The sequence below is a fragment of the Shewanella sp. SR44-3 genome (assembly GCF_014163735.1).
Lineage (GTDB): Bacteria > Pseudomonadota > Gammaproteobacteria > Enterobacterales > Shewanellaceae > Shewanella.
This window is the reverse complement of record NZ_JACJDV010000005.1, coordinates 51334-73571: the sequence shown is the minus strand read 5'-3', so window position 1 is coordinate 73571 and position 22238 is coordinate 51334. Positions and strand designations below refer to the sequence as shown.

The 22238-nt window shown below is 44.0% G+C and carries 21 protein-coding genes; 9 read left to right on the top strand and 12 right to left on the bottom strand.

What is annotated here, in order from left to right; translation table 11 throughout:
* Positions 1-32 precede the first annotated feature (32 nt).
* The 3 genes from H5073_RS04465 to H5073_RS04455 form a co-directional block, all read right to left on the bottom strand.
* Positions 33-1007, bottom strand: coding sequence for an extracellular solute-binding protein (locus tag H5073_RS04465; RefSeq protein WP_404948372.1), 975 nt, complete (start codon positions 1005-1007; stop codon positions 33-35).
* A 139-nt stretch (positions 1008-1146) separates the two neighbouring features.
* Positions 1147-1905 (bottom strand): ferredoxin--NADP reductase, encoded by a 759-nt coding sequence (locus H5073_RS04460; RefSeq protein WP_182677395.1) that lies wholly within the window; start codon positions 1903-1905, stop codon positions 1147-1149.
* A gap of 157 nt (positions 1906-2062) precedes the next feature.
* Positions 2063-2701, bottom strand: coding sequence for a DUF5610 domain-containing protein (locus tag H5073_RS04455; RefSeq protein WP_182677393.1), 639 nt, complete (start codon positions 2699-2701; stop codon positions 2063-2065).
* Positions 2702-3049: 348 nt separating this feature from the next.
* Here H5073_RS04455 and H5073_RS04450 point away from each other — a divergent pair, with 348 nt between their 5' ends.
* Positions 3050-3253, top strand: coding sequence for a hypothetical protein (locus H5073_RS04450; RefSeq protein WP_182677391.1), 204 nt, complete (start codon positions 3050-3052; stop codon positions 3251-3253).
* A 220-nt stretch (positions 3254-3473) separates the two neighbouring features.
* Here the strand turns inward: H5073_RS04450 and H5073_RS04445 are convergent, their stop codons facing one another.
* On the bottom strand, positions 3474-5294 hold the full coding sequence (locus H5073_RS04445; RefSeq protein ID WP_182677390.1) for an ABC transporter ATP-binding protein/permease: 1821 nt from the start codon (positions 5292-5294) through the stop codon (positions 3474-3476).
* Positions 5295-5612: 318 nt separating this feature from the next.
* Between H5073_RS04445 and H5073_RS04440 the strand changes: the two genes are divergently transcribed.
* Entirely contained in the window at positions 5613-5789 is a 177-nt protein-coding gene (locus H5073_RS04440) for a hypothetical protein (protein ID WP_182677388.1), read from the top strand.
* A 161-nt stretch (positions 5790-5950) separates the two neighbouring features.
* Here H5073_RS04440 and aroG read toward each other — a convergent pair whose 3' ends face one another.
* The 7 genes from aroG to H5073_RS04405 all read right to left on the bottom strand — a co-directional run bounded on the left by aroG (position 5951) and on the right by H5073_RS04405 (position 13348).
* The gene (aroG, locus tag H5073_RS04435; protein ID WP_182677386.1) at positions 5951-7018 is read right to left on the bottom strand and encodes a 3-deoxy-7-phosphoheptulonate synthase AroG; all 1068 of its coding nucleotides are present in this window, start codon (positions 7016-7018) and stop codon (positions 5951-5953) included.
* 417 nt (positions 7019-7435) lie between these two features.
* Positions 7436-8581 carry a lipopolysaccharide assembly protein LapB gene (locus tag H5073_RS04430; RefSeq protein ID WP_182677384.1) on the bottom strand — a complete coding sequence of 382 codons (1146 nt, stop codon included), beginning with the start codon at positions 8579-8581 and terminating at the stop codon, positions 7436-7438.
* Positions 8582-8908: 327 nt separating this feature from the next.
* The gene (locus H5073_RS04425) at positions 8909-9271 is read right to left on the bottom strand and encodes a hypothetical protein (protein WP_182677382.1); all 363 of its coding nucleotides are present in this window, start codon (positions 9269-9271) and stop codon (positions 8909-8911) included.
* Positions 9272-9386: 115 nt separating this feature from the next.
* Positions 9387-10637, bottom strand: a complete 1251-nt coding sequence (locus tag H5073_RS04420; protein WP_182677380.1) for an ammonium transporter — start codon at positions 10635-10637, stop codon at positions 9387-9389.
* A gap of 9 nt (positions 10638-10646) precedes the next feature.
* On the bottom strand, positions 10647-10985 hold the full coding sequence (locus H5073_RS04415) for a P-II family nitrogen regulator (RefSeq protein WP_182677378.1): 339 nt from the start codon (positions 10983-10985) through the stop codon (positions 10647-10649).
* A 354-nt stretch (positions 10986-11339) separates the two neighbouring features.
* A complete protein-coding gene (gene nrfA / locus H5073_RS04410; RefSeq protein WP_182677375.1) occupies positions 11340-12719 on the bottom strand; it encodes an ammonia-forming nitrite reductase cytochrome c552 subunit in 1380 nt (459 codons plus the stop codon).
* A 257-nt stretch (positions 12720-12976) separates the two neighbouring features.
* Positions 12977-13348: a YacL family protein gene (locus tag H5073_RS04405; protein ID WP_182677373.1), complete on the bottom strand. Its 372-nt coding sequence runs from the start codon at positions 13346-13348 to the stop codon at positions 12977-12979.
* Positions 13349-13565: 217 nt separating this feature from the next.
* Here H5073_RS04405 and H5073_RS04400 point away from each other — a divergent pair, with 217 nt between their 5' ends.
* A complete protein-coding gene (locus H5073_RS04400) occupies positions 13566-14531 on the top strand; it encodes a zinc transporter ZntB (protein WP_182677371.1) in 966 nt (321 codons plus the stop codon).
* A 50-nt stretch (positions 14532-14581) separates the two neighbouring features.
* Here the strand turns inward: H5073_RS04400 and fkpA are convergent, their stop codons facing one another.
* On the bottom strand, positions 14582-15340 hold the full coding sequence (fkpA, locus tag H5073_RS04395) for an FKBP-type peptidyl-prolyl cis-trans isomerase (RefSeq protein ID WP_182677370.1): 759 nt from the start codon (positions 15338-15340) through the stop codon (positions 14582-14584).
* 187 nt (positions 15341-15527) lie between these two features.
* Here fkpA and H5073_RS04390 point away from each other — a divergent pair, with 187 nt between their 5' ends.
* The 6 genes from H5073_RS04390 to pepN all read left to right on the top strand — a co-directional run bounded on the left by H5073_RS04390 (position 15528) and on the right by pepN (position 22174).
* A complete protein-coding gene (locus tag H5073_RS04390; protein ID WP_182677368.1) occupies positions 15528-16484 on the top strand; it encodes a WD40 repeat domain-containing protein in 957 nt (318 codons plus the stop codon).
* Between the two features lie 52 nt (positions 16485-16536).
* Positions 16537-16749, top strand: a complete 213-nt coding sequence (locus tag H5073_RS04385; protein WP_182677366.1) for a SlyX family protein — start codon at positions 16537-16539, stop codon at positions 16747-16749.
* 165 nt (positions 16750-16914) lie between these two features.
* On the top strand, positions 16915-17427 hold the full coding sequence (def, locus tag H5073_RS04380) for a peptide deformylase (RefSeq protein WP_182677364.1): 513 nt from the start codon (positions 16915-16917) through the stop codon (positions 17425-17427).
* The gene (locus H5073_RS04375) at positions 17424-18785 is read left to right on the top strand and encodes a COG3014 family protein (RefSeq protein WP_182677363.1); all 1362 of its coding nucleotides are present in this window, start codon (positions 17424-17426) and stop codon (positions 18783-18785) included. Before def ends, H5073_RS04375 begins: the two co-directional genes overlap by 4 nt.
* A gap of 80 nt (positions 18786-18865) precedes the next feature.
* Positions 18866-19459 (top strand): penicillin-binding protein activator LpoB, encoded by a 594-nt coding sequence (lpoB, locus tag H5073_RS04370; protein ID WP_182677361.1) that lies wholly within the window; start codon positions 18866-18868, stop codon positions 19457-19459.
* Positions 19460-19537: 78 nt separating this feature from the next.
* Positions 19538-22174: an aminopeptidase N gene (gene pepN, locus H5073_RS04365; RefSeq protein WP_182677359.1), complete on the top strand. Its 2637-nt coding sequence runs from the start codon at positions 19538-19540 to the stop codon at positions 22172-22174.
* Positions 22175-22238: the final 64 nt, after the last annotated feature.

Below are 22238 nucleotides of genomic sequence, written 5' to 3'. Positions count from 1 at the left end.
TACTCAGCATTAGCGCAAAAAACAGATCCTAGTTACAAATCAAATTGCACTTCGTCCAACAGTTTAATCGCAGCTTGGTGAAATTGTGCCAGCTTATCTATGGCTAAACTATCGGCCTTAAACTCCCCCCAAGAGGCCACCAATGCCGAAGGGTTAACGTCTGCTTTGACTGGGTATTCCATGTTTATTTCAGCATAGCTTTGTTGGGCTAAATCGGCAGAAAGGAACGTCATTAACTTGATGGCTTGCGCTTTATTTGGCGCATGTTTTGCTAACGCCATCCCCGACACATTAATGTGCGCGCCGCGATTATCCTGATTAGGGAAATTAATATAGACGGCTTCAGCCCACGCTTTTTGGGTGTCATCAGCCATCATATTGCCATAGTAATAACTGTTGCCGATGGCGATGTCACACAGCCCCTCTTTAACCGCTAAGACTTGGTCTCGATCGTTACCTTGAGGTTTGCGCGCTAAGTTTGCTTTGAGGCCGTTGAGCCACTGCTTGGTTTTTGCCTCACCTATGTTGGCTATCATAGAGGCAACCAATGCGATGTTATAAGGATGCTTACCACTACGAGTACAAATTTTGCCTTGATATTCAGGCTTAGCTAAGTCTTCATAATCGATATCAATCTTACCAAGGCGTTCCTTAGAGGAATACAGATTACGTACCCGCATGGTCAGTGCAAACCACTCATTCTTAGGTGAGCGATATTGTGCTGGGATATTTTCTTGTAGCTCAGGATTGTCGACCGACTGCACTAACTGCTTATCAACCAATTCCATTAAGCGTGAAAAATCAGAGGTTAGTATCAGATCAGCGGGAGATAAACGCCCCTCCCGTGCAATGCGCTCACTTAAGCCATCCTTAGCGAATACCAGGTCAACCTTAATGCCGGTTTTATCAGTAAATTGTTCGAGAATAGGCTCTATCAGAAAATTTTGACGGTATGAATAGACGGTAATATTGTCTTCTGCGCTAGCGGTAATACTCGTCAGCGCCATGACGGCACAAACGACTTTAATGGATTGAGCAAACATTGGGATCCCTCTAAATAGTGGCAGCGTTGAGGTTAATCACTATACACAAGTGATAATAATTATCAATTGCATGCGTTTTAAGTCTTCGCTATGTCACCTTGGCTCACCAATATTTTTCTAAGGTAATTTGCCCCGGTGCGCGGCGCAGATTTTTAGTCAGCCCTCTTTCAAGCAGCATAGTTTGTACTTCAGTTATCATCGCCGGATTACCGCAGATCATCACTTGTGAATCTAGAGGCGAAATATCCACTTGAGCCAGCGCTTCTAATTCACCAGAAACTAACCCTTGAGGTATACGGCAATCTAATGCTGCCATGCCTTCAACGGCCTTAGACTCTCGCGTCACCATGGGGATAAATACAAATTGTTGAGGGTATTGCTGCTGGAGCTGTTGGATAACATCTTGGTAGGCAAGGTCGCTGTAATAACTCACGCCATAGACCAAGATGATTTTCTCATATTTAAGCCAAGGAGCTTGGGTGCGCAGCATAGAAATAAACGGTCCGACACCAGTACCTGTGGCGATAAACCATAGGTGACGATAGTTCGCCGCTTGAGGTAATTCCTCTAAGGTCAAAAAGCCAGCAGCTTTAGTGCTGACTTCTATTTCGGCCCCAATGGCCAACTGATGCAGCGCTGGGGATAACTGCCCATCAGGCACTTTTACTGCCAACACTTCGAGTAATTCGGCATCTGGAGCACTGACAATGGAGTAAGCTCTTGCGATACGTTTGTCAGTATTGCCTTGGCTCAATTTAATAAATTGTCCCGCAATAAACGGGGCTATTTCGGCCTTAATGGATAAGGTAAATAATTTGTCACTCCAATCTCTACGAGCGACAACCTGACCCTGAGTCCACATACATTCCCCCTTTATTTCATTCACAATAAATCAATAAAACAAATAGGGTTAACCTTGTATCATCACTGCCAATCAATAGTCTAGAACATAGTGATGCACCTCAAGGTTTACACCTGAAAAAAATCAAGGTAACCACTTGATAATTAATCGAAATAGACTAATCACTAGTTTCAGGGGTTTTAGGTGGAATAATTTTATCTCTAAAATCTTGTAAACCCTTTTGGACAAATTCATAGGTAGAATTAACCCCAGACTCGATATCGCCTTGAAGCACCTGCAAACCTTTTAAAATATCCTTAGCCTCACCAAAGCCTTGATCAATTGCACCACCAATAATCCCCATAAAACTTTCAAGCTGTTCATCTAGGCTCATATTACTATTACGCTCTTGATGAAGTGGAAAAAACTGAGTGGCAAAGCTGACAATACGCTCGGCCGTTGCCTCAGGGGAATAGTCGACATTACTATCCACGTGCTTCTGAGTGCTGTTTACCCCGAGAGTAGGTGCCAGTTCTTTATCGATAGCCTCTACAGCCGCCTTATAAAGTAAGGTCATCGACTTATCACCAGACTCTAATTGTACTTTTTCCTGAGCGGCAAGAATGTTGGCATTGGTCATCTGGCGACTTAATTCTGATGCGGTGGCTTTACTGGCGACTTGCTTAACATCTTGTCCCTGATTTTTCTCAATTTGAGGTGGATTTTTTGCAACCTGAGATACATCTTGACCATGAGCATGCTTAACTGCTGGGTTGGAAGTGTGCCCGCCGACCTGTGTCTGTTTATTGATGTCCATATTACTCACCTTTGCTGTATAAAGAATGACCGATAATCATGCTATCGGCACCAAAAGTGAAAACTTAACTCGGTATAATTTTTACACCACAAATGTAGCGCAATATGAAGTGGGAAGATGGTAAAAATGAAGCATTAATGACTTAATCTAGTCCTTAGCGAAATAAGAACCAATTAACAAAAAGCATAAAATTGTATAGTAAAATAAATACTTTCAGGGAAATTAACCGCAATACTTTGAACCTGATCAACATTCAGTGTAAAATATCGACTCAATTAAATGGCATAACGCCTTTTTAAGGCGCCATATTAGATGAACGTAAACACTAGCATCAACGGAAAGGGATACATGTTGAAACCTACGCCACAAAGCATCAGTATCACACAAAAAACTGTCAGTACCAGTTGTGAAAATTGCAGTAAACTGACTGAAATTGAAGGTCAGCGCGTATGCTTTGAAAATGGTAAAATTATCCGTTTAGTTGAGGATGCCTCTGCAACCCCCTTACTTAAGATGTATTGCCATGCATGGCAAAGAGACAAGAACAAGTAACCATAAAACCTAGCACATAGAACCTAGCCCTATCACTAAAACACGACATTAATTTAACCCAACACTTTCTAGCCTCAATTTATTAGCTTAAGCCTTTTTTTATAGCTATGACATAAGCCCAACTCAACAGCTGATGGACACCTCAGGCTTATAGGCTGCTCTTAACTCTACCAGCTAGAGCAACCCAGTACTATTGCCATTACCTACTTAACCTCGGCTATTACACTTCATTTTGTAAGTGCCATAATCGTGCATATAAGCCCTGCTTGTTTAATAAACCCTCATGAGTGCCTTGCTCGACTATTTTCCCCTGACTTAAGACTAAAATCATGTCGGCATCAACTATGGTTGATAACCTGTGAGCAACCACAAGACTTGTATGCCCTTTAGCTGCAGCCTTTAAGGCATCTAAAATGGCCCTTTCGGCGTGGCTGTCTAGAGATGATGTCGCCTCATCAAAAACCAATATGCTGGCACCTTTGAGTATGGCTCTGGCAATTGATACCCGCTGTTTCTCACCACCAGAAAGCTTTAAGCCGCGCTCCCCCACCTTGGTTTGCCATTGAAGTGGCAGTGATTCAATAAATTCACTCAAGTGAGCCAACTGCGCCGCCTGCTTGATTTCCGCATCTGTTGCGTCTGGTCGCCCATAGCGAATATTGTCGTATAGGGTGTCATTAAATAGCACTGTATCTTGGGGAACAATCGCAATGGTTTGCCTCAATGCCGATAAACTCAAGCTGCGAATATCTGTACCGCCGATACTGATTCTACCTTGTTCCACATCATAAAATCGAAACAGCAGCTTTATTAGTGTCGATTTCCCTGCGCCGCTATCACCAACGACGGCGACCTTTTTACCCGCAGGCACAACAAAGCTAATGCCTTGAATGATAGGCCGGCCATCATAGTCAAACTGCACATTATTAAATTCGATTTGCGCCTCTTGGGGTGAGTATTCGATAGCATTGCTTGAATTCACAATCTTAGGGGTCAGGGCTAATAGCTCGAACATTTTTTCAATATTGGCTAAGGCGCCGCGGATCTCTCGGTATACGAACCCGAGGAAGTTAAGCGGGATAAACAGCTGCATCATAAAGGCGTTAATCAGCACAAAATCGCCGATTGTCATCTTATTGTTTGCCACCTCAGTGGCGGCTAGCGCCATCATTAAAGTCATAGCAACCGCGATGATCAGCGCCTGCCCTGAGTTAAGCACTAACAATGACAGCCTATTTTTACGCTTAGCCAGCTCCCATTGAGCCAGAGCTTCATCATAGCGATGAGCTTCAAAGGATTCATTATTAAAATACTTAACGGTTTCATAATTAAGCAGGCTGTCGATGGCGCGGCCATTTGAAATAGAATCAGCTTGAGCCGCATCACGGACATAGCTGGTGCGCCATTGGGTCGCCACCACTGAATAAGCAATATACAGCAGCACTGATACTAAAGTGATTGCAGCAAATTCAAGCCCGTATTGGTAGAAAAATATCCCAATAACTAAGGTTATTTCCAATAAGGTAGGCACTATGTTGAACACCATAAAGCGCATTAAAAAGCTTATGCCACTGGTGCCTCGCTCAATATCACGAGATAAACCGCCAGTACGACGATTCAAATGAAAATCCAAGTCCAACGCATGTAAATGCTCAAACACAGATAAGCCTAAGCGTCTAATAGCACGCTCAGTAACGCGGCCAAATAAGGTGTCACGTATCTCCCCAATAATGACATTGAGAAAACGCAAGCAACCATAGGCAAGTACTAGCGCCATAGGCACTAAAGCAACTGGCACTAACGCATTGCTCAAAACGGAACCTCCTGCGCCTAAACTGCTGGTGTGTTGAGGCAAGCTCAAAGTATCGACAATATCTTTTAGAATAAAAGGTAAACCAACGCTTGCGAGTTTGGCCGCCACTAAACAGGCCAAAGCTAAAAAAACCCTTAATTTATACTCAAGCAAGTATGGCATTAGCCGTTCCATGACGCGCCAATTTAAACTCGCGGGTTCTTGTTCAAAATAAGAAGAGGGACGCATGGGGTCTCCAAAGTGGTAATAAATAAGTCATAGCTGCATTTCTTTACCATAACCGCCCGCCAAGTCATACTTTAGACTGATCAAATGGAAGCCATGCAACCCATAGGAATTATAAAAATGTAAGCAATTAGTTAAATTTGTCGTTTTTTTGAGAATAATAGTTAAATCAGCGGATATAATTTGCTACCCTGCATTTTAAAATGTACCGCTGGTACATGTGCCGAACTGCGCTAGTGCCAAAATAATAATGACATTTAACACTAAGCCTGTAGCATCAAATAGTTAACGCTAGATTTTAGTCAGCTTGAAGGAATTGTTATGTTGGATCCTAAAAAACCACAGTACCCGCCACTACCGCTAATACAAACTTGGGTCTGGATGATGATTGAATCAAGGGATCCTGAATTACAGGATAAAGGCCGTAACAACCTCATCTCCGCATTTGGCAGCCTAGCCAAAGCCAATGAGTACCTCAGCAAGGTGAATACAAAATAGCCAAAGCCCTAATGAATGTTCACCTGATTAGAAATAAATAATCATGCCGCCCATAAAACCTAATCTGGCGGCAATGCTGCATTATACCAATCAAATTCGGTCAACATATCTTTCAAAGTGCTAATACCTGTGCCAATACCTGCACTAGTACCAGCACAGTTCTAAGACTTATTGGCCTGCACGCGCCTTGCTAGCACGGCTTGATTTAATCTTGCCAATAAAGCTTGTGTGTCAGGCCAACCGATGCAAGCATCAGTAATGCTTTGTCCATAGGTAAGCTCAGTACCCAACACCAAGTCTTGCCTCCCAGCAACCAAATGACTCTCAACCATCACCCCCATAATGCCTGTATTACCTTGGGCCATTTGAGCTGCCACAACTTCAGCGACCTGCATTTGCTGACGATAATCTTTACCACTATTGGCATGGCTAAAATCAATCATAATATTATCAGCCTGCCCAGCTTGCTTAAGCTGCTCACGAATACCAGCCACAGGCTCTGCAGCATAGTTGGGCTCGCGTCCACCTCGAAGAATGATATGACAATCAGGATTGCCCTTAGTTGAGACAATGGCCGAATGGCCAAACTTAGTCACAGACAAGAAGTGATGCGGTGCATTAGCAGCGCGTATAGCATCTATTGCCACCTTAATAGTGCCATCCGTGCCATTTTTAAAGCCCACAGGACAAGACAACCCAGATGCCAGTTCGCGATGCACTTGAGACTCAGTAGTGCGCGCACCAATCGCCCCCCAACACATGAGATCCGCCACATATTGCGGCGTAATCATATCAAGAAACTCACCCGCCGTTGGCATACCGGCATCATTAAGCTCCAATAACAACTTACGCGCAGTACGCAATCCATCGTTTAACTGGAAGCTATTGTCCATATAGGGATCATTGATTAGGCCTTTCCAGCCAACGCTGGTGCGAGGTTTCTCAAAATACACTCGCATTACGATTTCTAGCTGATCTTTATACTTTTCACGAAGATGGGTTAGTTGTTTGCCGTACTCAAGCGCTGCTTTAGGATCGTGAATAGAGCAAGGCCCTATGACCACCAGCAATCTATCATCTTGTTTGGCTAGTAATTTTTGTATGCTATCGCGGGCATTAAATACGCTGGCAGACGCCGCTTCCGTGGTCGGAAATCGTTCAAGAATAGCAATTGGAGGTAACAGCTCTTTGACTTCATTAATTCGAAGGTCATCATTTTGATAATACATAGGATTTATAACTCCAACAGCCATGCTGACGCTGAGTCAGCCCCAAATTCAGATAATAATAACGCCCAAGATCTCATTGCAGCTAACATTTTACCCAGTAAACTACTGGTGTGTTACTGATTGAAACTCAGCACTAACCTTAAGGTGACCTTTCAATTTAATGAGTTTACTTCCCTAAAGCAACCCAACATTAACCATATCAAAAAATATTAATTAACACATTGTATTTGCTATATAAAAAACATAGTAAATAAAAAATCTCACACCATGTGAGCTCCGTAAATAGGTTAAAATAGACTTAAGTATCTTAATTATTCACAAGTCTTACCTCAAAATTATGAATATTGTCGCAAATACTCGCTTTTAGCAATAAATGCCACATCAGCTTTAAAGCACATCAAAAACACTTTTCCGTCACTAATGTCCCTCCATGGCCTTTAGCTTTAACTGATACCTATGCTTATTATCCGTACTACTCAGTTGTATGGCTTTTTGCATGTGTTTTTTGGCTCGTCTCTCATCACCTGTTGCCCAATAAGCCCTAGAAAGTCCGAAATAGAATTCATGACGATAATCCGCTTTCTCAACCGCACGCTTATACCAAATCAATGCATCTTGATATTCTTTATCAAAATAGGCTTGTTGGGCCATATCAAAGTAATAAAAAGGATTAGCAATTCGGGCGAGCTCAAGCTTTCGATGAATATCAGCCCATTCATCTAACCTATTTTGATCACCTAAGATAAGTGACAAGTTATACAAGGTAATAAGATTGCTTTCATCCAGAGCAATACCGTGGCGATAGACTGTCTCAGCCAGTTTATCCTGTCCTTTGTGACGATAAATTACCGCTAAAGTGTTCACCGCAGAAACAAAGAAAGGATCGGTTTCAAGCGCTTGCTTTACATAGGCATAAGCCGTGTCGTAATCATCTTCAACTAAGGCCTCTGCGGCAACATTGTTGTAAAACATCGCCATAAGACGTTGTTTATTAATTTCAGTTGAGCGATAACCACGAATGGCTCGTTCAGGTAAAAAATCTACCAAAATTTCAGACTGAGTCACTAAGATGCTTTGATTATCGACTGGCGCAAATAATTTAAGGTTTACATGACCGTTAACCAAATAAAAACCACCGCGTCTATCCCAAATAGGCTCGACAGCGATATCTTGAATTTTTATAGGAATATTAAGTACTTCAGCTAAGCTCGCAGAAAGCACAACCAAAGACATGCAGTTACCTTGTCTATCAGACATGGTGACGTCGGCGACTCGCGTCACATGATCTTGGAACGTAAACCCACCCTTGTGAGCATTGATATACTGTCCAAGCCATACATGGGGAGAAACAGTATTCGGCCGCTTCGATTGAGCGCGAGCAAACGCACGCTTTAATTCAACTTTATCCTGCTCTTTTAACGCAAAAATAGCCTCTTGTGCAGGTACATAAATATCTGCAGAAAAAAGTGCATCATTAAAAATATCTGGGTTATCAATCTGGTTAGTCATCTGACGGTTAGAGGTGCAGCCTGACAGATTGCTGACTAATAAAGCGAGCACCATATATTGACATAATCTCAATAAAAAATGGCACATTATAAAATTCGAGCTCGCACTGAAGGACGCTTGGAACGCTCCAATGATGTTAGACTCAATCCTTAAGCCTGAATCTATGTGTTTAAAAGACATAACTCAGCCCTCAATTTAGCGTATTAACTTAAGCATAGATGCTCAATCTCAATAGTGTGCTTAATTGAGGGTAATTAGTAAGGCATTAAGAGTAGCGAAAAGTATGCAATACTTGCCCAAGCTTTGAGTCAACTCTAGCGTTCCGCAAAGGTAGAATTCTTTATCCCAAGCATACATTCGACATTGGCCCAAATTAGCTGTTTAGTTTGAACTGACAGCTGGATCAGGAATTTGGATATACAACAATTCACCTTGGTGCTGGTGCGGACGATAAAACAGTGCCGCACAAGAATAATAGGGATAAGGCGTCATCAAGCTTAGGCAACCGGCAGGCAATGAGCGAAGGATATCAAGCTGTTGCTGCTGAGCGAGTGCCTGTTGCCACTGGTGATCTTTAGCCAGTTCATCCCTCACAGCAAAGGCATCGAAGGGGTCAGAGGACTTTCTCACAGTTACAGTGCCAGCAGCGGCATCACTAATCCCTACTATGAATGCCAGCAGGGCAAACACCAGTAAGGTATAGCTAATTGATAAGCGGTTTATTTCACGCAAAGTAGCGGACATATCAAGCTCCCCAATGTTAGGCTTAGGTTTAACTTTACTAAGCTTAACCTAAAAGCAGCAAGAGAGCAGTTTTTGGGGGGTATATTCCACGCTCTCTTGCTGTGAGTTTAACCTCCTATGACGCGTTTTTTATCGTGACAAATTCAGGGTAGGCATCAACACCACAATCTGATGCATCCATGCCATTATACTCTTCCTCTTCTGAGACTCGTATTCCCATTGTCAGCTTTAATGCAAACCACACCGCTAACGATGCTAAGAACACCCAAGAGAAAATAACCACAATACCTAAGATTTGTGACCACAAATTGGCGTCATCATTAGACAGGGGAACCAGTAACAAACCCAATAAACCAGCTGCGCCGTGAACCGAAATCGCGCCAACGGGATCATCGATTTTAATTCGATCTAGCCCCACGATAGAAAACACCACCAGCACGCCCGCTAATGCACCAATCACTCCCGCAGCCAATAACGAAGGCGACAGAGGATCTGCAGTAATCGCCACCAACCCCGCAAGCGCGCCATTGAGTATCATGGTTAAATCGGCTTTCCCCCAAATGTACTTACATAGGAGTAATGCTGCGATAGCCCCAAAGGCCGCTGCAGAATTAGTATTAACGAAAATTTTAGCCACAGAGCTGGCATTGGCCGCATCTGACACCATAAGTTGTGAGCCACCATTAAAGCCAAACCAGCCCATCCACAAAATAAACATCCCTAACGTTGCCATAGGTAAATTAGAACCTGGAATTGGATTAACATGACCATTGGCCGAATACTTTCCTTTACGCGGCCCCAGTAGTAAAACTCCAGCTATGGCTGCTGTTGCGCCCGCCATATGAACTATGCCGCTGCCAGCAAAATCTACAAATCCTGCCTGCGCAAGAAAACCGCCGCCCCAGGTCCAGTAACCTTCAATAGGATAAATCACCCCAGTCATCACCACTGAGAATGCCAAAAAAGCCCACAGCTTCATGCGCTCAGCGACGGCGCCAGACACAATAGACATGGCTGTTGCCACAAACACCACTTGAAAGAAAAAGTCAGACTCTAGAGCATGATCGGCATCATCGGCCTGGCTACCAATTAGACTACCAAAGGAAGGCAGCCAGCCACCCTCATCATTACCGACATACATCAAGTTGTAGCCCAGCAGCAGATACATGATGCAGGCAATAGAGTAGAGACAGACGTTTTTAGTTAAAATTTCAGTAGTATTTTTTGAGCGCACAAGCCCCGCCTCTAGCATGGCGAAACCTGCCGCCATCCACATAACTAACGCCCCAGAGACTAAAAAGTAGAAGGTGTCTAATGCGAAACGCAGCTCAGTTACCGTTAGACCCAACTTAGTTAATTCTTCCATAGCTACCTCTTATAATGCTTCGTTATCGAGTTCACCGGTACGAATACGCACCACTTGTTCAAGCTCTGTGACAAAAATTTTTCCATCACCAATTTTTCCGGTACGCGCTACAGCAATAATCGCCTCCACTAACATATCCACTTGATCTTCTTTAATGGCAATATCCAATTTGACCTTTGGCAAAAAATCCACCTGATATTCAGCACCGCGATACAGTTCGGTATGACCTTTCTGACGGCCAAATCCTTTAACTTCTGTGACTGTCATGCCTTCAACACCAATGCCAGCAATGGCCTCACGTACATCATCCAATTTGAATGGTTTAATAATCGCACTGACTAGTTTCATCCTGCCTCCTAAAAGCCCACACTATTACGTGCTGTTTCAAAAATGTTAACCTTCTGGTTTGTTAATTTATTAATTCAATCTTTAGGCCAATTAATTAAGTATATGTATTGAAATAAAAAAATTAACGTTCTGTATACATGGATAGCACCAACGCACCAACTTAGTGCACACAAAGAAGGCTAAAACTGTGCTGATGCACCTCAATGGCGCAGGCGGGAATGAAATTGAAGAATTTAAGTTAACTTCCATGGAATTAATGATGAGTTAATTTAACAAAAGAAAAAAGCGCCCGTTATTTAGGGCGCCTTCGCATTTAATGAACAATAAAGAAACTTAATCGTTCAGATAGTATTGTTAGTCGTATTGGCTTTCTCGCTCTAAGGCCTGCGCTTCCCACTGAGGCACTAAGGTATTTTTAAATGCCTCTTTCTCGCTACGAAGTTGCTCGATATCCATTCCTATGGCGATTTGAGCTTTATCTTTAGTGGAAATATCAGGATAGCTTATTGGCTGAGATACTCCCTTAATGGCCAATAAGCGGGCTAGTTTAACCCTAGCATCACCGGCCTTATCCACTGAGCCACCCAATACACTTAAAGCCACATCTGGGGCATGAATGGCAATACCGTGAGAGGCTATCGCATAATCCCAACGCCACTGTGAATGACGAATATCCAATAGGATTGGTTTCATTTCAATATCACTTGCCCCAGCATCCCACGCTGCTTTGGCTTCAAAATGGGCTTTCACTAATTGCGCTTCGGCTCTTAACTTAAGTTCATTCACCTTAATGCGGCGCTCGGCGATGATATTTTCAAGGAAGGCTTTATCCTGGCTATGGCAAGTGCGGCAGCTATTATCAAACCTATCCAAAGGGTTACCTATCTTATGCTCAGTATATTTATAGCCTTTCTTATTGGTAACAGTCGGCATATGGCAATCAACACAGCTAACATTATTCTTGCCATGTATGCCTAACTGCCAGGTTTCATATTCTGGGTGCTGGGCTTTTAGCATCGGCGCTTTAGATAATCCATGGGTCCAGTCAGAAAACTCAAGTGCATCATAATAAGCCTCCATCTGTTCAACACCAGTACCTGCATCCCAAGGGAATTTAACAAAGCCTTCTTTTCCTGGTTTTTTCTCAAAGTAATATTCCACATGGCATTGGCCGCAGACCATTGATTGCTTGTCTTTATCGGAAGCTTGGCTGAATGGCGTGCCATGGGATTCCATGGCTCGTTGTGCATAAGGGCGTGACATCCGTAGCTTATCACTGCCTTTTTCATGGCAGTCACTGCAGCCTATGGTATTAACGATTTCAGCGCCGCCTTTGGCCCATTTGCCAGCGAAGTATCCAGCCTCTTGATTATCTTCAATCATTCTAGGCACATCAGGACTTTTACAGCTCCAGCAAGCCATAGGCATTGGGCCATCCTGCGCCGATGTTGGAGCCCCTGTTCTTAGGGTATTGCGCACATCAGTAATGGCGTACATGTGCCCACGGGGTGCGTTGTAATCTTTTGAAAAGCCGTAGCCCGCCCACAACACCACCAGATTAGGATCTTGATCTAACACATCATGGAGGGCTGCGCTTTTTTTGGTGTTCTCCCAGCTCTGATATTGATCTGGGTACTTGTCTTGGTAGGTGTTATTCCTAGGCTCTGTTTTATCGCTGGCCACAACCTGAGTCGCACTCAGTAGCAAGCTAAATAGCAGCAATGATCTTTTCATTTCAATTCCCTCTTATGCGCCTGAATTCGCTATGTAATTATTATTGTTTTAGATGATTACAATTCCATTAATCATAGGACAAACTGTGCAAAACTTATCCAACAATAACTATACTGACGATTATTCGGGCTATATCAAGAGAGGAGTTTGCTGCGGTTCACACTTTGAACAATTAAATATTAATCTCACCTCCACTCAGGTTATAAGACCAAGAAATAGAATTAAAACATATAAGTTGCAGCCAAGTTCAGTCAGACTTAATCTTGCTGTAAGAAGTTTAACCAACTGCGAAGCACTTGCTCAAAATCCTCTAAACCACAAAAAGCTTCCGATTCCATATCATAAAGAGACATGTCTTCATCAAGTTCAAAGTCTTCGTCAAAATCAATGGAGTTGACGAACACCCTTACCTGTTCCTGATCCATATCCAAGCTGATATCTTTACCCGCTTGAAAAAACTGAGCCTGCTTGCCCGCCTGTAAACTTTGTATTTGAGCCAAAATAGCCTGTCCACTCAATAAATCTTTCCCAAGCTCTTGGGCAAACCAGCGCCCCAGCACAGCATGCTCCATACTAAATTCAGCAAAAACGGTACCATCTAACCGATTACGGCGAAACTCAAATTCCATGATAAAACTCAACTCAGGTGATAATTTAGCTATTTTAACCTATGGAACTCAAGTATGCCGCTCCACAAGCTAATTTATCTGCTGATAAAAACCGTAAAAGCTTGTTTTGCATTAGAGGCCTCCACTATCATGAGCTTAGAGCAACGCATTGCCGATTAACTCTCGTCAAGCCATGGGTTAGTCTCTTTATGAAAATAGAAAACCAATAGGATTTTCAATGACTTCAGGTTTTATTTATAGCTTGTTACTCACAGGTCCTAATGCCGGACAAAGTTTAACATTAACGCAAGTGGAGCAATGGCAACCCAGCGATGGCTTATTATGGATGCATTTGCGCTATCGTGAGCCTCAAGCGCAAGCATGGATTAAAAAGGCCAGCTTACATAAAGTTGAGGTCGATACGCTACTCGCTTTAGATACTCGCCCTAGGGTTGTCAGTACAGCTAAGGGGATGTTGTTAGCACTGCGGGGGATTAACTTAAACCCAGGCTCTGATCCTGAAGACATGGTCTCTATACGCCTCTACGCTGAAGAGCACAGAATAATCTCCACTTGTGAGCGTCAGCTGCAGTCAATTCATACCTTAGCTGAGCACATTAAACATGGTAAAGGTCCTAGTGACAGCGCTGCATTTATCATGCAGTTGTGTGAGTTGCTTACTCACCGAAAAGCCGAATTCATCAGTAAATTAGAAGATGAAATTGATGAATTAGAAGAGCAAGTTGTCACTAGAGCCAATAAAAACCTACGTAATGATATTGCCGAATTAAGACGCCAAACCGTAGTGACTCGACGTTATTTAGCCCCTCAAAGAGAAGCCTTCTTTAAGATGCTGAATGAACATAATGAGCTATTCGACGAAGCCGATGAAGTACGCATTCGTGAGATTAACGAAATTCTAATTCGCGTTATCGAAGATCTCGACACCATACGTGACAGGGCCAGTGTGACCCATGAAGAATTACAATCCCAACAATCTGAGCAATTAAACCAAAGGCTTTATTTCTTATCACTGATCTCAGCGGTGTTCTTACCCTTAGGGTTTTTGACTGGTTTGCTCGGGGTTAATATTGGCGGGATCCCTGGCGCTGAAACAGACTGGGCATTTACTGCATTCTGTATTGGACTTGGCATTATTATCGCCATGCAGATGGCCATATTCTATCGGCTTAAGTGGCTATAATTTAAAATAAAAAAGGACGCCAAGCGTCCTTTTTTTAGTGCTAAAAAAGCTTATTTTTTCGCTGCAGCGTCAGCAACTTTAGCCGCTTTTTCGATTGAAACAAGTTCAACTTCAAATACTAGCGTAGAGTTTGCAGGGATAGTACCAGTGTCACGCTCGCCATAGGCAAGTTCAGCTGGGATAACAAACTTGAACTTAGAACCAACACTCATTAACTGAACGCCTTCAGTCCAACCTGGAATAACGCGGTTAAGCGGGAACTTAGCTGCTTCGCCACGAGTGTAAGAGCTATCAAACTCAGTACCATCGACTAACGTGCCACGGTAATGCACTTCAACAGTGTCTTCAGCCGCAGGTTTATCGCCAGTTCCAGCAGTCAAAACTTCATACTGCAAACCAGACTCTGTTGTTGTTACGCCTTCTTTAGCCTTGTTGGTTTCAAGGAATTTCTTACCCTCTTCAACCGTTTTAGTGGCTAACTCTTCAGCTTGGGCTAAACGTTTGTCGTTTAATTTCTTGTCTAGGCCTTGTAATACTGTCTGCATTTCTTCTTCAGTAAGTTGCATGTCTTCGCCTAGACCATCACTGAAACCTTTGATAACTAATGCTTTATCAACTGCAAAACCTAATTCTTCTTGTTCTTTGATATGACCTGACATGTAACGGCCAATAGAGCCACCTACGCTGTAAGCTTCTTTTTGTGCGTCAGTTGTTAATTCTACTTTTTTAGCTACGTCTTGATCTTGATTACAAGCGCTCAAGCCAACAACAGCTAATGCAACTAACGATAATTTGTAAATAGATTTCATTAAAGCTTCCTCAGCGTCCTTTAGTGGTTACAATAACCTAGAGTTATAATTAGTTAGCTACTTTATACTAGTTAGATCTGTTATTCCATTAGGCTAACATTAAATAATGTTCAAACTCGCTTCTTGGCTAACATAGCAAGATGCTCTATATGACTGCGTTTGAGACAATTTTTCAAGGGGCAAGTTCATGGTTCGAGTGCTTATGCTGCTTTTTTACTCAAGCTTATTGTTGGGCTGCCAAAAATCGGCTCAGGAAGTGTTGCAATTAACCCAAGAAGCTAGCTACAGCGCCAGCCTCTCCCAAGATGCTAAGCTGGCTATAGTCAGTACGGCACGCCAAGGCGTGCAAGTATGGGATCTGGAAAAAAACGCCATCAGATACACTTGGCACCAAGGTGAGGGTAAAAGCAATGTTATTGCCACTGCACTGTCCGCAAATTCAGCTTATGCCGCCACCCTAACCAATCAATCCCTCGGATTATGGTCATTAGCCACTGGAAAATCTGTTGGTTGGTGGTCTTTACCTGCATCGGGACAGACCGTAGCAGTCGCTAATACAGGACAAGTTTTAGTGGGTTTAGTGGATGGTTCAGTCTTGTCTCTTGCCCATGACAGGCAAAGCTTAATTAAATTCCTCGGTCACACAGAAAAAGTCACTAGCGTGTCAGTGTCTGCCGACGGTCAATATGCCCTTAGTGGCGGTAATGATGCCCAAGTCATTCTTTGGCATGCCCAAACTGGCCAACCGATTCACCGCTGGCTGATGAAATCACGGGTCACTAAAGTATTACTCAATGATGACGCCAGTATTAGTTTTGCCAGCGATATCATGGGCAATGCTTCCTTGTGGAACAGCCAAAGCGGCAAGTTAAAGACCCAACTTGATATCAAGCGTCGCCAGATGACCTTTTCTGCGGCGCGCTTTATCGACCAAGATAAATACTTATTGACAGGTACGCCCTCCAAGGAAGTGTTTCTCTGGGACAGTAAAACCGGTAAAAAAATCGCCAGACGTCAAGTTCAAGTGACTAAGGATAACCAAAATCGCGGCGCCGTTGTATACTCGGTGGCACGCCAGAGTCCAAGTAGGCTGGTGAGCATTAGCAGCCAAGGCTTGCTGGAGTCTTGGGACATTACGCATTAATTATTTATCGGTTAGCGTTAAGCGTTAGTCGGGTGAACTTTCAGAGGTATCAATGCAAGAGTTGCAACAAAAAATCGAAGACTTGGAAACTAAATTGGCTTTTCAGGAACTAAGTGTTGAAGAGTTAAATCAAGAAGTGATTAAACTCAACCAATTAGTGGCTAAACAGCAACAGCAAATATCATTAATGGTCAATAAGTTAATGGATATAGAGCCCAGCAATATGGCTTCAGAAGCCGATGAAACACCGCCGCCCCATTACTAATATTAAATTAATAGTGAATGAGAATTAGCTAAGCTTATGAGTATTAGCTAGATTGCAACTGGTGGGATTTATTAGCCTCAGCAAATTTACTGTATTTTATGGCCATTACGACCATTGCCAATAGCACAGCCATTAGTCCTAACAATCGGAGTACCCATACTGATTATGCCCGCGAGCCAAATACTGCCCATAGCGTTAACCGGTGAGTCTATTCTTAATCGAGTTGCTCTCAAGGTAAGTCAATTTGATGCCAGCTTAGCTCAGTTGGCAGAAGATATGTTGGCGACCATGATGGAGGCAAAAGGTGTAGGCATAGCTGCAGGGCAGGTTCACAGTCCATTGGCGCTATTTATTATGGCATCGCGCCCCAATGAGCGTTATCCCGATGCACCGCTGACGGCGTCTAGAGTCATTATCAACCCACAAATATTGTCTTATTCCAGCCAGACTCAAGCGGGCATTGAGGGTTGCTTATCAATTCCAGGGTGCAGAGTGAGTATTGTACGCGCGCAACATATTGAGACTCGATTTCAAAACCTAAAAGGCGAATTTATCGAACAAAGCTTCAGTGATTTTGAGGCGCGTATCTTTCAACATGAATTTGACCACCTCAATGGCATCACGCTCATTGAGCGACTAGTTAAGCCGTCACCACAGCTGCAGGCATACCCAGTATGAGAATCGCCTTAATACTTTGCCTAAGCTTTTGTCTATCTGGCTGTGCCATGAATAGCATTTTTATTAACTACCCATCACAGATCCAGCCGTTAAAACAAGCTTTGCGTAGCCAAAGCGCCCCTAAGCTTGATGAACTTGCCGATAACATCAATGGCAAGGATGGCTTACTCTACGCCCAAGAAGCTGGCCGTATTGCGCAAGTGTCCGGTAATTTCACGACCAGTAAAAATTATTATCAAAGTGCAATTAACGCCTATCAAGCATTTGATGAACAAGCAAAAGTGAGCCTGTCTAATGTAGGCGCCAATGCCACTAGCCTAGTGCTAAATGACAATAGCATTCCTTATCGCGGCCCAGGGTTTGAGCGCATTATGTTGCACCAATACCAAGCCTTTAATTACTTGTTCAGTGGCGATTTGCAAGGGGCGTTAGTAGAAGTGCGCCGCAGTAACGAGCTACAAGCTAGCGAGCAAAAGCGCTACCAAAAATCTCAAAAATCGGTGCAATCTATGGCTAATGGTGCCATAGACAATGAAGTCAACCGCTTATCCAGCTCCGCAGGCACAGTCACTAGCTCATTTTTAAATGCTTACAGCTACTACATCACAGGATTGCTACATGAACTACTCGGCGAGCCTAACGATGCTTTTATCGATTACCGAAAAGCTGCGCAAATAAGCCCCAACAATCCCAGCTTACAGCAAGACTTAGTCCGACTAGCTGAAGAGTTAGGCATGGATGAGTATGAAGATTATCGCCGCCGCTGGGGAGAGATAAAAAAACCTAAGGCTGATGAGGGCCAAGTGGTGGTTATCGTCGAGCGCGGCTTTGTACCAGAAAAGCAGAGTATTACGATCCCTTTTAGGCTGCACGATAATTGGCAAACCGCTTCCATGGCCACCTATGCCAACAATGGATTAGCACCAATGCCTAGCCCCATTTATGGCCTGCCTACGCCCTTAAATGCTGCGCCCATTGCCAATATTGATGCTTTAGCTATCAATGCATTAAAAGAGGATTTGCCTGCCGCATTAGTGCGCCAAGCACTGCGTGTGTATACTAAATCAGAGATGGCCCGCAGGGTGCGCAGCGACTCAAAGAATCGCCACAATGAACTCGACCCCGCCGCTATTTTAATGCAAATATTTAATGTGGTGTCAGAGCAAGCCGACAGGCGCAGTTGGCTGACCCTACCAAGGCAGGCACAAATCGCTAAGCAATATCTGCCAGCAGGGAGTTATCCACTGCGGTTAACCCAAGCTAGCGGTATTAATATTCAAGTAGAAACCAACCGAACAACCTTGGTCTGGGTGATAGAAACTGCGGGAAATTACCGCTATTACTCGATCATATTGTAATTCAATTTAAACACTGAACATTTATTGCTAAATTTAATGTTATCAGAAACTAAGGCCCACTTTAACTAATGGAAATGACTATGAAACAGTTAAAAATTATTTTTGTATTAGCCGCCGTCATGGGCCTAAGTGCCTGTCAATCTAAGGTTGAGTATGGCGATGCCACAGAAGTTGAAACCGTCAACGAAAACTTTGGCTCCACAGATTTGCAAGCCATCGCCGCTAAGATGGTCGACAGCATGATGGTGTTCCCACCTGTGATGTCGATTACCGATACAGGTCGTCCGATCATCTTTGTAGATAAGATCAAAAACAAGACCTCTGAGCATATCGACACAGAATCGGTGACAGACACCATAAGCAACAAGTTACTGCGCTCAGGTAAATTCCGCTTTATCGATATGACTAAAGTCGACACTGTACGTAAACAGCTTGATTATCAAAACAATGCTGGCATGGTGGATCCAAGCACTGCCATCAAGTTTGGTCGCCAGATTGGTGCTCAATTTATGCTTTACGGCAACCTATCTAGCATAGTTAAGCAAGATGGCAGCACCACAGATGTGTATTACAAGATGACAATGCGTCTGATGGACTTAGAAACAGGCTTGATTGAATGGTCAGATGAAAAAGAAATCAGAAAAACGAGATCTAAGTCATTCTTAGGATTATAATCCTGAGCTAACTTAGCCCAAAAAGCCGACTACCTTGTCGGCTTTTTAGTGACCTTTTGAACCCATAGGAAAATAGTCGTGGATTTTTTTAAAGTTGTCATCCTGTCAGTCACCCTTGCAAGCCTTGCTGCCTGCTCAACGAACCAGAGCACCTCCCCTTCAAAGCGCGATGGCAGCGCCTCTATTAGCCAATTTCAGGCCCAAGAACGTGCCAAGGTGATTTCCGATGTCAACTATCAGCTCACCTATAACTTAACCGGTGATAGTCGCTTCAGCGCAACCACCAAGGTGACGTTTAACTTATCCAGCACCAGCAAAGCCATCACCTTAGATTTAAATAAAGCTGATATCAGCCGCTTTGTGGTCAACGGCACTAAAATTTACCCCAGCTACAACGGCGCTTACATCACAATTAATGCCAGCTTATTAAGTAGCGGTGAAAACATAATAGAAGTTGATTTTAGCCGCGAGCACAGCACCAATGGCGAAGGATTACACAGATTTGTTGACCCAGTGGATGGCAAGGTTTACTTGTATTCCCATTTTGAGCCCGCGGCAGCTCAGCAAATGTTTGCGGTGTTCGATCAACCCGATCTTAAAGCGAATTACCTGCTGAGTGTTATCGCTCCCGCCGACTGGCAAGTGGTCAGCACCATGCGTGAAACCAGTATAGAAGCACGGGGCGCCACTAACTTATGGCAATTCCCGCTAACGCCTAAACTCAGTCCATATAACTTCTCTATGCACGCAGGTCCTTACCATGTGTGGCAAGATGACACCGCCGCCTACCCCATGCGCCTGTTTGCCCGTCAGTCGGTAGCAAGCCAAGTCGCGCCGGAGGATTGGTTTACTTACACTCGCCAAGGCCTAGCCTTCTTTGACCGTTATTTTGGCATTAACTACCCCTTTAAAAAGTACGATCAACTGCTAGTGCCTGATTTTCTCTATGGTGCCATGGAAAACGCCGGTGCGATTACTTTTTCAGAAAATTACTTCCTGACTAGTGCGCCAATGACCGCCCAGCAGAAAGAAAGCTTAGCCTCGGTAATCATGCACGAAATGGCCCACCAATGGTTTGGTAACTTAGTCACCATGAAATGGTGGAATGGCCTATGGCTTAACGAATCCTTCGCCTCATTTATGGGCACCTTAGCCACCAGCGAAGCCACAGAGTTTCACCATGCTTGGCGCACCTTTTATGCCAAAGGTAAGCAAAAGGCTTACCATCAAGACAGCTTAGTCACCAGCCATGCTATTGAAGTGCCTGTCGCTACTACGGCCAATGCTTTTGATAACATCGATGCTATTACCTACCAAAAAGGCGCTTCGACTTTAAAGCAGTTGCGTCATTTGCTCGGCGATGAAATGTTTCGCCAAGGAGTGAGTCAATACTTAACAAAATACAGCTATCAAAATGCGCAGCTCTCTGATTTTATTGATAGTCTTGCTGATGCAGGTAATAGAGATTTAAGCCGCTGGACCAAAGAGTGGCTCTACAGCGCTGGGGTTAACAGCCTTAAAGTGCAGTTCCAGTGTAGTGGTAATCAGATAAGTCAGTTTGCGTTAATTCAATCCGTACCGGGTCCTGAATTTCCGACACTAAGAGAGCAAAAAGTCCAAGTGGCGCTGTTTAATAAAGGCCGCCATTACCTTGAGCAGCAGCAAGTGGTTGCAGTGACATACAAAGGCCGCTTCACCAAGGTGCCTGAACTCATTGGTGAAATTTGCCCCGACCTTGTTTATCCCAATTTTGACGACTGGGGTTTTGTTAAGGTGCAACTGGATGACAAATCATTCCAAACCGCCAAACAACAACTGAGTAATGTCCACGATCCGCTGCTGCGCTCCATGTTGTGGCAAAGCTTGTGGGACAGTGTCGTCGACGGTAAAACAGGCTTAGATCAGTTTATCAATGTCGCCTTAGTCAACGCGCCTTTAGAGCAAGATTACACCATCTTGGGCCAAGTTATCGCCAACTTACACCAAGCCATGGACTACCTCAATGCGATGGCGCCAAGCCAAAAGAACTACACTGACAAAGTCGCTAAAGCCTTTAGCCAAATGAGCCTACGCCGCGCGATGGAAAGCCATAAAGACAGCGACTTCCAGCGCCGCTGGTTCGATGCTTACGTGGCCTTCTCACACAATGGCGCTGCTTTAAGTCACCTCAGTCAGTTATTAGATGGCAAGGTTAAGGTGCAAGGGTTAACCCTAGGCCAAGATTTGCGCTGGGATATCATCAGGCAGCTGAATCGCTTCGATTTCCCCCAAAGCCTTCAGCGTCTACAGGCCGAAAAACGCCGGGACAACTCAGATTCAGGTGAGAAAGCCGCCATTGCTGCCGAAGTTATTCGCCCAGAGGCCGCCCTTAAGCGCCGTTGGTTAAACACCATAGAAAATAATGAGCACATGCCGTTTTCTAAAATTCGCGTCGCCATGGAGAACCTCTACCCCAGCGAGCAGCAATTGTTTAGTGCCGCTACTGCAGAGCAGCGCCTTGCCAATCTGCCATACACAGATAGCAAAGGCCCAGTGTTTATGCGCAGTTACGGCACCACACTTATCCCAACCTCATGTAGCTATGCCGGCATCAGCGCCTTAGATCAAGTATTAAATACTAACACTAGCCTGTCCGCCCTCACCCGCAGAGCGGTGCTGGAAGCGCGCCAGGAAGAACACCGCTGCGTACGCATAAAGGCCCAGATGAGCAATTAGTCTCAGCTTATTACAGTGATCGAATTACAGTGTTCGAACACTGCGTTTAGCGTAACGTACAGAT

Excerpts from the sequence above, each read along its gene's own strand:
- H5073_RS04465 (WP_404948372.1), bottom strand. The coding sequence starts at position 1,007 with ATGGCGCTGACGAGTATTACCGCTAGCGCAGAAGACAATATTACCGTC.
- H5073_RS04460 (WP_182677395.1), bottom strand. The coding sequence starts at position 1,905 with ATGTGGACTCAGGGTCAGGTTGTCGCTCGTAGAGATTGGAGTGACAAA.
- H5073_RS04455 (WP_182677393.1), bottom strand. The coding sequence starts at position 2,701 with ATGGACATCAATAAACAGACACAGGTCGGCGGGCACACTTCCAACCCA.
- H5073_RS04450 (WP_182677391.1), top strand. The coding sequence starts at position 3,050 with ATGTTGAAACCTACGCCACAAAGCATCAGTATCACACAAAAAACTGTC.
- H5073_RS04445 (WP_182677390.1), bottom strand. The coding sequence starts at position 5,294 with ATGCGTCCCTCTTCTTATTTTGAACAAGAACCCGCGAGTTTAAATTGG.
- H5073_RS04440 (WP_182677388.1), top strand. The coding sequence starts at position 5,613 with ATGTTGGATCCTAAAAAACCACAGTACCCGCCACTACCGCTAATACAA.
- aroG (WP_182677386.1), bottom strand. The coding sequence starts at position 7,018 with ATGTATTATCAAAATGATGACCTTCGAATTAATGAAGTCAAAGAGCTG.
- H5073_RS04430 (WP_182677384.1), bottom strand. The coding sequence starts at position 8,581 with ATGGTGCTCGCTTTATTAGTCAGCAATCTGTCAGGCTGCACCTCTAAC.
- H5073_RS04425 (WP_182677382.1), bottom strand. The coding sequence starts at position 9,271 with ATGTCCGCTACTTTGCGTGAAATAAACCGCTTATCAATTAGCTATACC.
- H5073_RS04420 (WP_182677380.1), bottom strand. The coding sequence starts at position 10,637 with ATGGAAGAATTAACTAAGTTGGGTCTAACGGTAACTGAGCTGCGTTTC.
- H5073_RS04415 (WP_182677378.1), bottom strand. The coding sequence starts at position 10,985 with ATGAAACTAGTCAGTGCGATTATTAAACCATTCAAATTGGATGATGTA.
- nrfA (WP_182677375.1), bottom strand. The coding sequence starts at position 12,719 with ATGAAAAGATCATTGCTGCTATTTAGCTTGCTACTGAGTGCGACTCAG.
- H5073_RS04405 (WP_182677373.1), bottom strand. The coding sequence starts at position 13,348 with ATGGAATTTGAGTTTCGCCGTAATCGGTTAGATGGTACCGTTTTTGCT.
- H5073_RS04400 (WP_182677371.1), top strand. The coding sequence starts at position 13,566 with ATGACTTCAGGTTTTATTTATAGCTTGTTACTCACAGGTCCTAATGCC.
- fkpA (WP_182677370.1), bottom strand. The coding sequence starts at position 15,340 with ATGAAATCTATTTACAAATTATCGTTAGTTGCATTAGCTGTTGTTGGC.
- H5073_RS04390 (WP_182677368.1), top strand. The coding sequence starts at position 15,528 with ATGGTTCGAGTGCTTATGCTGCTTTTTTACTCAAGCTTATTGTTGGGC.
- H5073_RS04385 (WP_182677366.1), top strand. The coding sequence starts at position 16,537 with ATGCAAGAGTTGCAACAAAAAATCGAAGACTTGGAAACTAAATTGGCT.
- def (WP_182677364.1), top strand. The coding sequence starts at position 16,915 with ATGCCCGCGAGCCAAATACTGCCCATAGCGTTAACCGGTGAGTCTATT.
- H5073_RS04375 (WP_182677363.1), top strand. The coding sequence starts at position 17,424 with ATGAGAATCGCCTTAATACTTTGCCTAAGCTTTTGTCTATCTGGCTGT.
- lpoB (WP_182677361.1), top strand. The coding sequence starts at position 18,866 with ATGAAACAGTTAAAAATTATTTTTGTATTAGCCGCCGTCATGGGCCTA.